10 protein-coding genes are annotated in these 12,748 nt (G+C 70.0%); 6 read left to right on the top strand and 4 right to left on the bottom strand.

Annotation, left to right across the window (positions count from 1 at the left end; translation table 11 throughout):
- Positions 1-83 precede the first annotated feature (83 nt).
- Positions 84-2,222, top strand: a complete 2,139-nt coding sequence (priA, locus tag AC1MLT_RS10650) for a replication restart helicase PriA (RefSeq protein ID WP_481032251.1) — start codon at positions 84-86, stop codon at positions 2,220-2,222.
- A 250-nt stretch (positions 2,223-2,472) separates the two neighbouring features.
- On the opposite strand, the gene AC1MLT_RS10655 is transcribed toward priA, so the two are convergent.
- Positions 2,473-2,970: a DUF4411 family protein gene (locus tag AC1MLT_RS10655; protein ID WP_481032252.1), complete on the bottom strand. Its 498-nt coding sequence runs from the start codon at positions 2,968-2,970 to the stop codon at positions 2,473-2,475.
- Positions 2,967-4,106: an ImmA/IrrE family metallo-endopeptidase gene (locus tag AC1MLT_RS10660; RefSeq protein ID WP_481032253.1), complete on the bottom strand. Its 1,140-nt coding sequence runs from the start codon at positions 4,104-4,106 to the stop codon at positions 2,967-2,969. Before AC1MLT_RS10660 ends, AC1MLT_RS10655 begins: the two co-directional genes overlap by 4 nt.
- 171 nt (positions 4,107-4,277) lie before the next feature.
- On the opposite strand from AC1MLT_RS10660, the gene AC1MLT_RS10665 reads away from it, so the two are divergent.
- Complete coding sequence (locus tag AC1MLT_RS10665; RefSeq protein ID WP_481032254.1) at positions 4,278-5,231, top strand: hypothetical protein; 954 nt, start codon at positions 4,278-4,280, stop codon at positions 5,229-5,231.
- 30 nt (positions 5,232-5,261) lie between these two features.
- Here the strand turns inward: AC1MLT_RS10665 and AC1MLT_RS10670 are convergent, their stop codons facing one another.
- Together AC1MLT_RS10670 and AC1MLT_RS10675 are read right to left on the bottom strand one after the other, a co-directional pair.
- Entirely contained in the window at positions 5,262-6,290 is a 1,029-nt protein-coding gene (locus tag AC1MLT_RS10670; RefSeq protein WP_481032255.1) for an AEC family transporter, read from the bottom strand.
- Positions 6,291-6,354: 64 nt separating this feature from the next.
- Complete coding sequence (locus AC1MLT_RS10675) at positions 6,355-7,716, bottom strand: phospholipase D-like domain-containing protein (protein WP_481032256.1); 1,362 nt, start codon at positions 7,714-7,716, stop codon at positions 6,355-6,357.
- Between the two features lie 279 nt (positions 7,717-7,995).
- Between AC1MLT_RS10675 and AC1MLT_RS10680 the strand changes: the two genes are divergently transcribed.
- From AC1MLT_RS10680 to AC1MLT_RS10695, 4 genes are all read left to right on the top strand, one after another.
- Positions 7,996-10,101 (top strand): ATP-dependent helicase, encoded by a 2,106-nt coding sequence (locus AC1MLT_RS10680; RefSeq protein WP_481032257.1) that lies wholly within the window; start codon positions 7,996-7,998, stop codon positions 10,099-10,101.
- Between the two features lie 92 nt (positions 10,102-10,193).
- Complete coding sequence (locus AC1MLT_RS10685; protein ID WP_481032258.1) at positions 10,194-10,733, top strand: hypothetical protein; 540 nt, start codon at positions 10,194-10,196, stop codon at positions 10,731-10,733.
- Entirely contained in the window at positions 10,730-12,031 is a 1,302-nt protein-coding gene (locus AC1MLT_RS10690) for a phospholipase A (RefSeq protein ID WP_481032259.1), read from the top strand. The genes AC1MLT_RS10685 and AC1MLT_RS10690 overlap by 4 nt, the downstream gene beginning before the upstream one ends.
- 277 nt (positions 12,032-12,308) lie before the next feature.
- The gene (locus AC1MLT_RS10695; protein ID WP_481032260.1) at positions 12,309-12,725 is read left to right on the top strand and encodes a CopD family protein; all 417 of its coding nucleotides are present in this window, start codon (positions 12,309-12,311) and stop codon (positions 12,723-12,725) included.
- The last annotated feature ends 23 nt before the right edge of the window (positions 12,726-12,748 follow it).

Consider the following 12,748-nt stretch of genomic DNA (forward strand, 5'->3'; position numbering starts at 1 on the left):
AAGCACTGAAAAATCAACTACTTAAGCCATCCTTCTTGCTTTTCATCGCAGCACGCCGTGGTTCCCTCGACTAGATCTCCCGCATGACGCGGCGCCTCGACATCGCCGTCCACACCCCGGCCCATGCGGCGCTGGGTGACCTGCTGAGCTATTCGGCCACGGTCGACCTGCCCGCCGGAACGCTGGTGCGCGTGCCGCTCGGGCGGCGCGAGGTGCTGGGCGTGGTCTGGGCCGGTGCCGAACTGGCCGAGGGCGAAGCCGAGGCGCTCCGGCCCGTGGGCGCGGCGCTGGACGCCCTGGCGCCGCTGGGCGAGGCCTGGCGCGATCTGGTCGTCTTCACGGCGCGCTACTACCAGCGCTCGCTCGGCGAGATCGCGCTGGCGGCCCTGCCGCCGCAGCTGCGCGACCTGAGCGGCGCGCAGCTGGCCCGGCGGCTCAAGCGGCGCGCGGCGGCGACGGGCGCTGTCGCGCCTGCCCCGGTGCTTCCGGTGGCCACGGAGGTCCCGGCGGGCCCGGACGCGACGCCCGAGCAGGCCGACGCGCTGCGCCGCATCGACGCCGAGCCCGGCCCGTTCCTGCTGTTCGGCAGCACCGGCAGCGGCAAGACCGAGGTCTACCTGCGCGCCGTCGATGCGCTGCTCGCGCGCGACGCCACCGCGCAGGCGCTGGTGATGGTGCCGGAGATCAACCTGACGCCCCAGCTGGAGGCCCGCTTCCGCGCCCGTTTCGAGCCTCGCTTCGGCGCCGATGCGGTGGTCTCGATGCACAGCGGCATGACGAATCCGCAGCGCCTGGCGAGCTGGCTGACCGCGCATGCCGGCGCCGCCCGCATCGTGCTGGGCACGCGCATGGCGGTGTTCGCCTCGATGCCGGGATTGCGGCTGATCGTGGTCGACGAAGAGCACGACCCCAGCTACAAGCAGCAGGAGGGCGCGCGCTACTCGGCCCGCGACTTGGCGATCTGGCGCGGACGGCGCGAGGACGCGAAGGTGATCCTCGGCTCGGCCACGCCCTCGCTGGAGAGCTGGTATCGAAGCCGCCCGGCCGAGGGGACCGAGCCGGCCGGCCCCTATGCGCGACTGGCCATGCCCAGCCGCATCGGCGCCGGCGCGCTGCCCAGCGTCCGGCTGGTCGACATGAGCCTGCAGCCGCCCAGGACGGTGCTCTCGGGCGCGCTGCTCGAGGCCATCGGCGCGCGTATCGCGCGTGGCGAGCAGAGCATGGTGTTCCTCAACCGCCGCGGCTACGCGCCGGTGCTGTCGTGCGGCGACTGCGGCTGGAAGAGCGAGTGCCCGCACTGCAGCGCCTACCGCGTCTTCCACAAGATCGACCGCACGCTGCGCTGCCACCACTGCGGCTTCACCGAACGCGTGCCGCGCGCCTGCCCAGCCTGCGGCAATCCGGACATCGCGCCGGTCGGCCGTGGCACCGAGCGGCTGGAGGAGCACCTGGGCGAGCTGTTCGCCTCGATCACGCGGCCCGGTGGCGGGGCGGTGCGTATCGCCCGCATCGATGCCGACAGCACGCGCGCCCAGGGCGCGCTGGAATCGCAGCTCGCCGCCGTGCACGCGGGCGAGGTCGACGTGCTGGTGGGCACGCAGATGATCGCCAAGGGCCACGACTTCCGGCGCATCACGCTGGTGGCGGCGGTCAACCCCGATGGCGCGCTGTTCTCCAGCGACTTCCGCGCGCCCGAGCGGCTGTTCAGCCTGCTGATGCAGTCGGCCGGCCGCGCCGGGCGCGATGCCGCCTACCTGGCGGCGCAGGGCGCGACGGCCGAGATGTGGATCCAGACGCACCACCCGGGCCACGCGCTGTTCCAGGCGCTGCGGCGGCACGACTACCCGGCCTTCGCCGGCCAGGAGCTCGCCGACCGCCGCGCCGCCGGCATGCCGCCCTTCGCCTTCCAGGCGCTGCTGCGCGCCGATGCCCGCACGCAGGAGGCGGCGCAGGCCTTCCTGGAAGCCGCCGCCAGCGCCGCCGACGCGCTCGATGCCGGCACGCCCGAGGCGCCCGAGGTCGCGCGCTATCCGGCGGTGCCACTGACGATCCAGCGCGTGGCCAATGTCGAGCGCGCGCAGATGCTGGTCGAGAGCCATTCGCGCATCGCCCTGCAGCGCCTGCTGGCGGGCTGGCAGCCACTGCTGCAGGAGCTGCGCCGCACCCCCGAGGGCAAGGGCGTGATCCGCTGGCTGATCGACGTCGACCCGGTGCAGATCTAGTACACCCCCAGTCTTCGCGCACTGCGTGTCGCTTCGCCAACCCCCTTGCAGGGGGCGCACCCGGCGGCCTGGCGGAGCCAGATCCGCGGGTGCCTTGCGAAGCTGCTTTGCTAGTTGAATGGTGATCAGCTGGATCGGTGCGCAGGGGGAAGTGAGAAGCAGGCGTTGGACGAACTGGCCCGACTCTCGCAGCACGCCAGGATGAAATTCCGAGGGTGGGCCACCGCACGGGGCTGGCCTTGGAGGCGACTCACGCCTCAAGAACAAAACGGGCGTTCAGTCGATCGAGCATCTCGAAAGTATTGATGCACTCGACGCCGTAGTGCTGGCAGACGTTCGGGATCAAGAACTTGCGTCGATTCCCAGCATTGAGCCGCTCATGGGTCACGACGGTATGGCCCAAGACCCTGGCTTTTGCGATCAGCCATGGGTCGGCTCCTCCAAGAAACTCCTCGAGCGCTCCGATCTTCATGCCGCCAGCCTGGGCTGCCAAATGACCGGCAACTTCTCCAAACGCGGTTTGGGTGTCTTCATCGGACTCTGGCAAGAACAAGTCTGCTTGCTGCATCGCCCATTGCGCGAGTTCGTCCGTACCTCTGCGAATTTCGGCACCGACGCTCTCGACACTGGCGAGCCGGCCGTCCTGCTTACTTCGAGTGAGCCATGTCCAGTACCCTGGACAGAAGCTCATCTGGTAATAGCGATTCTTGGCTTCGATGAGCGTGTTCGCGTCCAATAGATACGTCATATGCCCAGCTGTCCTGCGAACTCGCGAATCTTGCCGGGCTGGACACCCAGCAGACGGCCAGCGTCCCTCAGTAGCAGGCGGCCGCTGAGTGCTTCGGTGACCACCGCTTGCGAAAACCGCAAGCTGTTCTTGGCCCCTGCGGTTCGGAAGAAGTTGCCTCCGCCGCCCTCTTGATTTCTGAACGTTGTCAGAGCCACAAGGTAGTAGTCCGAATAGGTGGCCCGGTCGACAAGATTCAAATCCAGTGCTCGACGCATGATGACGATGCGGCTGACATGGAATCGCGTGGCCAGTGCAGCCACGCGAGTCGTCAACTCTGCGTCGCTGGCATTCCAGAGCGGTAGAAATACTTCGCCCGGAACCAAAAACTCACCCGCAACGGCATTGCAGAAAGTTTCCTCGTGGCGACTGTTGCCAGGAGCAACGTTCGATATTCCGCTGGCGCCAATCCAGACATGTGCCAACTCATGCAGCAGCGTGAATAGTCTCGCGGCTGGGGCGTCAGCGGAGTTGATGAACACGACGGGCGCCAGCGGGTCGACGATGGCGAATCCTCGGAATTCACCCACATCCAGTTTGCGATGGGTGTTGTTGCCTACGACACCGCTGCGCATCACCAGAACTCCTACTCGCTCTGCCGCTTCAATGAGTTCCCGGAAATAGACCTCCCATGTCCGCTGACCTTGCTCGTGCTCGACGGCAAGGACCGCACGGATATCCGCAGCCACGCATCGAGGATCAGCAACCATGGTGAAACGACCGACGAACGGCAACGGCTCGAGGCCGTGGTCGCGTTGGTAATCGAGATACCACTCCTGCCGTTGCAACGCGATGCGCACGGTTTCCATGAGGTCCACACTGGGCCGCCGGACCGGTACGCCGCCAACCGTTCTCAGGTCGGGCAAGGGTAGGGCCTCTTGCGGAGGCGCGTTCAGAAACAGGTAGCCGAACGGTGCGTGGAAGGAATGCGCCAGATTCTGTGCCTGCCGAAACGTGGGTCGACTTTCTCCACTTTCCCAAGCCAAGAGCTGTTCGGGCTTGACGCTGGCGCCTCGGGCAGCATCCTCGATCGTCAACCCACCTCGCTCACGCGCCCAACGCAGTTGCGCAGGATTGATGAGTGCTTGAGTCGCCATGGTCGAAGGATAAGGGAGGATCGAATGCTGCCAGCGCATGCGTGCCACGGATTGGGGCGCTACGTCCCGACCGGTCCCGAGCCTCCAGCGATCCTGGCGAACATCGCGCGGGGCCTGCCGGGGCGCCGTCCTGCAAGGGCTGCTTCGGCCGCGTGCCACGCTTCGCGCACCATGAACATCTCGACCTCGCGCGTGTCCGCGCCCTCCCGTCCGGCCTGGCGCTCGGTGACCCTGGCCGCCCTGCTGTTCGTCGCCCCGCTGGCCGCCCTGGCGCAGTCCTCGGCGGCGGCCGGTGATGGCGGGGACGCCGCAGCGGCCCTGCAGGCCAAGTACCGCAGCCTGCAGCCGCAGCTCCAGCGCAATGCCTTCGACCGGCCATTGGCGCTGACGTCCAACGAAGCCTCCGCCGGGCTGAGCGGCGACATCTACGCGGTGGTCGAGCATCCGATCGCCGACGTGCGGCGCGCCATGGAGTCGCCCGCCGTCTGGTGCGAGGTGCTGATGCTGCACCTCAACACCAAGTACTGCGCGGTGCGCGATGCCGAGGCCGGTGCCGCCGATGGCCGCACCGCCGCCTTGAACGTGGCGGTCGGGCGCAAGTTCGACCAGCCGCTCAAGGACGCCCAGCGGCTCGACTTCGGCTATCGCGTGGCCGCCACCCGCGCCGACTACCTCGACGTGCGCCTGAGCGCGGCGAGCGGTCCGCTGTCGACGCGCGACTACCGCATCGCGCTGGAAGCGGTGCCCATCGACGGCGGCAAGACCTTCATCCACCTGGGCTACTCCTATGCCTATGGCACGGCGGCGCGCCTGGCGATGAAGAGCTACCTGGCGACCATCGGCAGCGACAAGGTCGGCTTCACGACCACCGGCCAGGGGGGCCAGGGCGGTGGCGAATTCATCGGCGGCGTGCGTGGCGTGGTCGAGCGCAACACCATGCGCTACTACCTCGCGATCGATGCCTATCTCGACGCGCCGGGCCCGCAGGGCCGCGAGAAGCGCCTGGGCGACTGGTTCGACGACACCGAGCGCTATGCGCGCCAGCTCCACGAGATGGACCGCGACGACTACCTGGCGATGAAGCGTAACGAGTTCCAGCGCCTGCAGGCCGGAGCCAAGCCCTGAGCACGCGTGCCGGCGCCGCGCCGGCCGCGCTCAGTGCAGCCAGCGCGCGATCAGCGGAAAAGTGAAGAAGGTGCCCACCGTGGTCCACAGGATGATGCGCGCGATGCGGGCGTTGTCGGCGCCGAAGCGCTCGGCCAGCATCGACACGTTGCTCGCGCTCGACAGCGCCGCGACCAGCACGATGGCGACCAGCGCCTCGGGTTCCAGGTCCAGGCCGGCCGCCATGGCCAGCCGCCCGAGGCCCCAGATCAGCAGCGGATGCACCAGCAGCTTGGCGACCACCACCGGCAGCACGTCGCCCATCGGCGCGCGATGTGGGGCGATGCCCTGGCGCGCGGCCAGCACCGCCGGACGCGCCAGCACCGCGCCGATGGTGAAGAGCGCGGCCGGCGAGGCCGCCTCGGCCAGCATGGCGATGGCCTGATCGAGCGGCCCGGGCAGGGTCCGGCCGGTGGCCGAGAGCAGCGCGCCCAGCACGATCGACCAGGGCAGCGGATTCACCACCACGCCCCTGAACGCCTGCCGCAGCGCCGCCAGCGCGGCGCCGCCGCCGGCGGCGGCGGTCCCGGAAGCCGGACCGGCCGTTGCCGCCGTTCCCGGGCGCCGTGTCGTGCCGTCGAGCCGCGACAGCGCGATGCACAGCGAGGAGGTCAGCAGCATGTCGATCGAGATGGTGATCATCACCGGCCCCGCCACGCCCGCGCCCAGCAGGGCCGCCAGCAGCGGCACGCCCATGAAGCCGGTGTTGGGGAAGGACGCGACCAGGGCGCCGAAGGATGCGTCGTTCCAGCCGATGCGCCCGCGCCGCGTCACCGCGATCGTCGCGCCGACCATCAGCAGCGCGCCGATGCCCCAGACCAGGGCCACCGGGCCGTCGAGCAGCTGCGCGATCGGCGTGCGGGCGCCGAAGCGGAACAGCATGCACGGCAGGGCGAAGTAGAGGACGAAGACGTTGAGCCCGGGAATGGCCTCGATCGGCAGCAGCCGCCGGCGCGCCGCGATGTAGCCGGTCGCGACCAGCGCGAAGAACGGCAGCGTGACGGCGAGGATCTGCAGCATGACGCGCGCGGGCGGATCGGAGGACGGGGACGGATCGACGGGATCGCCAGGACGCGCGGCCGGCTCAGAGCTGCCAGGACAGCAGCGACGCCAGGTGCTCCAGCGCCTTCTCGCGCAGCGGCCGGTCGAGCCAGGCCTGGTGCGTGACGCGGCGCGACCGTTTCAGGTCGGCCTCGAAGACGGCGGTCTCCCGCGCGGCGAAGGCGGCATCGTAGATGTTCAGGTTGGCCTCGTCGTTGAGCCGGAAGGAGCGGTTGTCGAAATTGGTCGAACCCACCGACACCAGCAGGCCGTCGACCGTGAAGACCTTGCAGTGGAACATGGTCGGCTGGTACTCGCTGATCTCGGCGCCGGCTTCCAGCAGCGGCCCCCAGCTGGCGCGCGAGGCGCTGCGCACGGTCTCGGTGTCGATGTGCGGCCCCGGGGTGATCACGCGCAGGCGGACGCCGCGCCGCATGGCCGCCACCAGCGCGCGGATGGTCAGGTCGTCGGGCACGAAGTAGGCGCTCGACAGGTCGATCGTCTTGGTGGCCGCCGCGATGGCCATCAGATACATGATGTGCATGCTCTCGCCGCCGCCCGAGGGCGAGCTGCTGAAGACCTGGGCGCGCCCGCCGGCGGCGCCGCCGGTCTCGGGGATCGCGCTCTCGGCCTTCGTCGCCGCCGTCGATCCGCCCAGGGTCGGCACCGCCGGGCCGATGGCCGGGAAGTAGCGCTCGTCGTGCAGCACCTCGCCGGAGGCCTTGATCCAGTTGTCCATGAACACGGCCTGCATCTGCGCCACCACCGGGCCCTCGGCCCGGTAGTGCGAGTCGCGCCAGTGCTCGGGATCCTGCGCGTCGCCGGTCCAGGATGGCGCGATGCCCACGCCGCCGGTGAAGCCGATGTGGCCGTCGACGATCAGGAGCTTGCGGTGGGTGCGGTTGTTCAGGCGCGAGATGCCCCACCAGTCGGGCTTGTGGAACTTGCGGATCTGGACGCCCGAGCGCTCCATCTCGCGCAGGAACTCCTCGTCGATCTTGGCGCTGCCGACCCAGTCGAGCAGCACGTGGACCTGGACGCCGGCGCGGGCGCGCTCGGACAACGCCTCGGCGAAGGCGCGGCCGATGTCGCCCGACCAGTAGATGTAGGTCTCGAAGGTGATGCTGCGCCGGGCGCCACGGATGGCCGCCAGCATGGACGGGAAGATCTCGTCGCCGTTGTACAGGGCCTCGAAGCGGTTGCCGGCCGTGATCGGCGGGCCCAGCAGCACGCCGAGCGCGCGCTGGAACTGGTCGTCCTGCAGGGCATAGGCCCGCTCGACCTGCTCCTCGATGCGTTTCTCGCCACCGGTGAAGTTGACCATCGCGAGCGTCGCCACGAGCGTGACGACGAAGGTGACGAGCACCGCCACGAGGCGGCTTTTCTTGTTGTTGTCTCTGATCATTGGGGATGCGCGAGGGATGGATCGGGAAGCCCGGTGGCGGAGCCACCCGAGGCCCGCGAGGGCGGCGCAACGTAGCATGGCCACCGCCCCCGGCGCTGTAGGCCCAGCCGGTATCATGGCGCCCGTCCCTGGCGTTCCTGGCGTTCTCCGGCATTCCGTCACGGTCGCCCTGGCGGTGCCCGGCGGTCCGACCGCCGCTTCCCGCCGCTCGCGCCCGGATCCGTGTCGCCACCGACGTCTCCGGCGACCCTTCACGCTCCACCGATCGATCCTCGCCGCATGTCCTCCGGTCTCAATCTCGCCCAGCAGGAAGCCGTCAACTACCTGCACGGCCCCTGCCTGGTGCTCGCGGGCGCGGGTTCGGGCAAGACGCGCGTGATCACGCACAAGATCGCGCGGCTGATCCAGTCGGGCATGCCGCCGAAGAAGATCGCCGCCATCACCTTCACCAACAAGGCCGCCGCCGAGATGCGCGAGCGCGCCAAGGGCCTGATCGGGCGCGACGCCAAGCACGTGGTGATCTGCACCTTCCACGCGCTGGGCGTGCGCATGATGCGCGAGGACGGCGCCGTGCTCGGGCTGAAGCCGGCCTTCAGCATCCTCGACAGCGACGACGTCACCAAGATCCTGAAGGACGCCGGCGGCTCGGTCGACGCCGCCACGGCGCGCCTGTGGCAGTGGACCATCAGCCGTTGGAAGAACATGGGCCTGAACGCGGCCCAGGCCGAGGCCGTGGCGGCCGACGACTCCGAGCGCATCACGGCGCAGATCATGGCGCGCTACGAGGAGCGCCTGGCGGCCTACCAGAGCGTCGACTTCGACGACCTGATCGGCATGCCGCTGAAGCTGCTGCGCGAGCACGAAGCGGTGCGCGCCAAATGGCACGAGGCGCTCGGTCACGTGCTGGTCGACGAGTACCAGGACACCAACGCCACGCAATACGAGGTGCTCAAGGCCTTGGTCGGCGAGCGCGGGCGCTTCACCGCCGTGGGCGACGACGACCAGTCGATCTATGGCTGGCGCGGCGCCACGCTGGACAACCTGCGCAAGCTGCCGATCGACTATCCGACGCTCAAGGTGGTCAAGCTGGAGCAGAACTACCGCTCCACCAGCGCCATCCTGCGCGCGGCCAACAACGTGATCGGCCCCAATCCCAAGCTGTTCCCGAAGACGCTGTTCAGCGAGCTCGGCGAAGGCGAGCCGGTGCGCATCGTCGATGCCGACAACGAGGCCCACGAGGCCGAGCGCGCGGTGGCGCGCATCCAGAGCCTGCGCGGCGGCGCCACCGTGACGCAGGGCGAGCAGCACAAGGAGTTCCGCGACTTCGCCATCCTCTACCGCGCCAACCACATGGCGCGGGTCTTCGAGCAGGCCTTGCGCAAGGCGCAGATCCCCTACAAGGTCTCGGGCGGCCAGAGCTTCTTCGATCGCGCCGAGATCAAGGACCTGTGCGGCTGGTTCCGCCTGTGGGTCAACAGCGACGACGATCCGGCCTTCCTGCGCGCGGTGACCACGCCCAAGCGCGGCATCGGCCACACCACGCTGGCCGCGCTGGGCACCTTCGCCAGCCAGTACAAGCTCAGCCTCTTCGGCGCCCTGTTCAGCGCCTCGCTGCCCAGCGTGATCCCGGCGCGCGCCATTGGCGGGCTGCACGAGTTCGGCCGCTATGTGAACGACCTCGAATACAAGGCCCGCCAGACCATGGGCGCCGAGAGCGCGCGTGCCTTCCTGGCCGACTGGCTCAAGGAGATCGACTACGAGCGCCACATCTACGACGGCGAGGACAGCGAGCAGGCGGCAGCCAGTCGCTGGACCAACGTGCTGGAGTTCTGCGACTGGATGGCCGCGCGCTGCGGCGGCGAGGTCGACGACGCCTCCGGCGCCACCTCGGTCGTGAGCGAGCGCAAGAGCATGCTGGAGGTGGCGCAGACCATCTCGCTGCTCTCCACCATCAGCGATCGCGGCGACCAGGACCAGAACGTGGTCACGCTCTCCACCCTGCACGCCGCCAAGGGCCTGGAATGGCCGCACGTGATGCTCATCGGCGTCAACGAGGGCCTGCTGCCCTTCAAGCTCGACGACGACGACGGCCGCCAGCAGAAGGTCAGCGAGGACACGCTCACGCGCCTGCAGGAGGAGCGCCGCCTGATGTACGTGGGCATCACCCGGGCCCAGCGCAGCCTGGCCGTGAGCTGGACCAAGCGGCGCAAGAAGGGCCGCGAGACGGTCGCCGCCCAGCCCAGCCGCTTCATCGCCGAGATGGCGCTCGACCCGACCTCCGCCAAGGAGGACCCGCGCGAGAAGATCCGCGCGCTGCGCGCCGAGTTCGCCCGCCGGGCGCAGGACAGCGCCGCCGCCGCGGCCGCGGCGTCCTCGGCGCCCTGATGACCGCACGGCCGACCGCCCCGTGACCCCGTAGACCCGCACAACCCATGGACCCCCTGATCCCGGCCCCGGTGACCTCCCGGATGCGCGCCATGACGCCCCTCCTCGCGCGCCCCTCCCTCCCACGCTCCCGCGGCCGGTCGGCGCCCGCGCTGGCCGCGACCATGATGCTGGCGCTGCTGCTGGCGGCCCCGGGAGCCGCGCGGGCGCAGTCCGGAGCCGCCGCGTCATCGGCGCCCGCCCCGGTCGCCCAGACGGCCGACTGCCCGCGCAGCGCCGACGAACTGGCGCCCGAATTGCTGTACGGCCGCTGGGAGGCGCGCTTCGACGATGCCCCGGCGGCGTCCGTGCTGCGGCTCGCGCGCCACCCCGAATACGCCGGCAGCGTGCGCGGCACGCTCGCTCGCGCGGCGGGCGCCGGTGCCGGCGTCGACGCGCAGGTGGCCGGCGACATCGACGATGCCGGCGTGCTGACGCTGGACGAATCGGCCGACGGCCGCGCCATCGACGCGGTCTGGTCGGCCGACCTCGAACCCGGCTCGTGCGGCCGGACCTTCCGGGGCACCCGGCGCGACGCGCGCGACGACAGCACACGTACCTTCCTGCTCCACAAGACCGGCGAACTTCCATGACGACGTCCTCCCCTCCTCCCGCATCGCCCCCCGCCGCGCGCAGCGCCCGCGCACGGACGGCCGGCGCGATGCTCGCCGGGCTCGGCCTGGCGCTGGCCGCGCAGGCCCAGGGCCCCACCACCGGCGGCGTGGCCACGCCGGCATCGGCCGCCGCCAGCCTCGACTGGCAGCAATGCCAGCGGCTCGACGACAGCAAGGAGGCGCGCCTGGCCTGCTTCGACCGCTGGGCCCGCGAACAGCAGCAGCAGCAGGCGCCGGCGACGGTGGCGGCCGATGCGCCCGCGCTGGCGCCCTCGCCCACCCGGCCGCTGACGCCGGCCGGCACGCGCTCCGAGGTCGCGGTGACGCCGGCGGCCCCGGCCGGCAATGCCGCCCTGGCCAGCGCGCAGCCCGTGGCCGATCCCGCCGTGCCGGTCAAGCCGGTGATCGTCGTGGCCGCCTCCGAGGGTTGCCGCGACCGCCAGTACTCGTCGTTCTCGCGCTTCTGGGAACTGGAGGAAGGCAGCGACTGCGGCACCTTCGGCTTCCGCGGCTACCGGCCGCTGAGCGTGTCGGTCACCGCCGCCACGCGCCGGCCCGAGACGCCGACCTCGCCCGCGGCCGGCCATACCGGCGACGCCATCGACTACCAGGCCAACGAAATGCGCATCAATCTGTCGGTGCGCACCAAGCTGGCCCAGGGCCTGCTCACGGGCAACGACCCGCAGCGCAAGGACTCGCTGTGGTTCGGCTACACCCAGCAGTCGAGCTGGCAGCTCTTCAACGGCGCGATCTCGCGGCCGTTCCGCGCCACCGACCACGAGCCGGAGATGATGTATGTCTATCCGACCCGGCTCGCCCTGCCGGGCGGCTGGCGCTGGAGCTACCTGGGCGCGGGCATCGCCCACCAGTCGAACGGCCAGACCCTGCCCCTGTCGCGCAGCTGGAACCGCACCTACCTGATGAGCGGCATCGAGCTCGACGACCGCTTCCAGCTCGCGGCGCGCTTCTGGGACCGCATCAAGGAGGATCCGGCGAAGGACGACAACCCCGACATCGCCGACTACATCGGCCGCGCCGAGTTCATCGGGCGCTGGAACTACGACCGCGACAACACCTTCGGCGTCACGCTGCGCAACAACCTGCGCAGCAACGGCCATGGCTCGATCCGCCTCGAATGGCTCAAGGCCATCGGCGATCCGGTCACCAGCAACCTGCGCTTCCACACGCAGCTCTTCCATGGCTATGGCGACACGCTGGTCGACTACAACCGCAAGCGCACGGTGCTGAGCATCGGCCTGAGCCTGGTGGATTTCTAGGCTGGCGCAGCCACTCGCCCCGCCGTCGCGCGGGGCTCAGCGGCGCGTTCCTACAGTCGCGGCGGACGAACTGCGAAACACTGCCGTGACATGACAGGCACGGGACTCGCCCTCCATGCGCTGTCGACGGCCTCCACGAGACCGCTGCGAAACCGGTCCGTCCGCATCGCCCACCTTTCGTCCGACCGGCCATGCCGGTTCCCCGTCCACCGCCTCCCGTTCCGGATTCCGAGCCGCCATGCCTGTCCCACCACCCATCACATCGGCCGCCTGAACCATGCCCTGGCTCAAGCTGCTTCACGTGAGCGCGGTCATCGCCTGGGCCGGATCGCTCTTCTACCTGACCATCGCCCTGGCCCTGGCGAGCCGGGAGACCAGCCCGGCGGTGTTCTCCAACGCCCATCGGCGCACGCTGCTGCGCGGCCTGTTCGTCGGCGTCGCGACGCCGGCGGCCCTGTTGGCCATCGCCTCCGGCACGGCCATCTTCATGCTGTACGGGCCGCTGGCGCCGTGGCTGATCGTCAAGCTCGGCGTCGTCGGGCTGCTGGTGCTGGGCCATGCCTCGTGCGGCATGCTGGTGCTGCGCATCGAGCGCCAGGAGAGCCCCTGGACGAAGCTGGCCTATCTGGTCTGCGGCCTGTCGCTCCTGTGGTTCGCCACCATCGCCTGGCTCGCGCTGCGCAAGCCGTTCTGAAGCCGCAGCCATGACACCGCCCC

This window comes from Variovorax sp. PEI5 (assembly GCF_056679935.1).

Coding starts and splice junctions, on each gene's coding strand:
- AC1MLT_RS10655 (WP_481032252.1), bottom strand. CDS start 2,970: ATGACGTATCTATTGGACGCGAACACGCTCATCGAAGCCAAGAATCGC.
- AC1MLT_RS10680 (WP_481032257.1), top strand. CDS start 7,996: ATGTCCTCCGGTCTCAATCTCGCCCAGCAGGAAGCCGTCAACTACCTG.
- AC1MLT_RS10690 (WP_481032259.1), top strand. CDS start 10,730: ATGACGACGTCCTCCCCTCCTCCCGCATCGCCCCCCGCCGCGCGCAGC.
- AC1MLT_RS10665 (WP_481032254.1), top strand. CDS start 4,278: ATGAACATCTCGACCTCGCGCGTGTCCGCGCCCTCCCGTCCGGCCTGG.
- AC1MLT_RS10660 (WP_481032253.1), bottom strand. CDS start 4,106: ATGGCGACTCAAGCACTCATCAATCCTGCGCAACTGCGTTGGGCGCGT.
- AC1MLT_RS10670 (WP_481032255.1), bottom strand. CDS start 6,290: ATGCTGCAGATCCTCGCCGTCACGCTGCCGTTCTTCGCGCTGGTCGCG.
- priA (WP_481032251.1), top strand. CDS start 84: ATGACGCGGCGCCTCGACATCGCCGTCCACACCCCGGCCCATGCGGCG.
- AC1MLT_RS10695 (WP_481032260.1), top strand. CDS start 12,309: ATGCCCTGGCTCAAGCTGCTTCACGTGAGCGCGGTCATCGCCTGGGCC.
- AC1MLT_RS10675 (WP_481032256.1), bottom strand. CDS start 7,716: ATGATCAGAGACAACAACAAGAAAAGCCGCCTCGTGGCGGTGCTCGTC.
- AC1MLT_RS10685 (WP_481032258.1), top strand. CDS start 10,194: ATGACGCCCCTCCTCGCGCGCCCCTCCCTCCCACGCTCCCGCGGCCGG.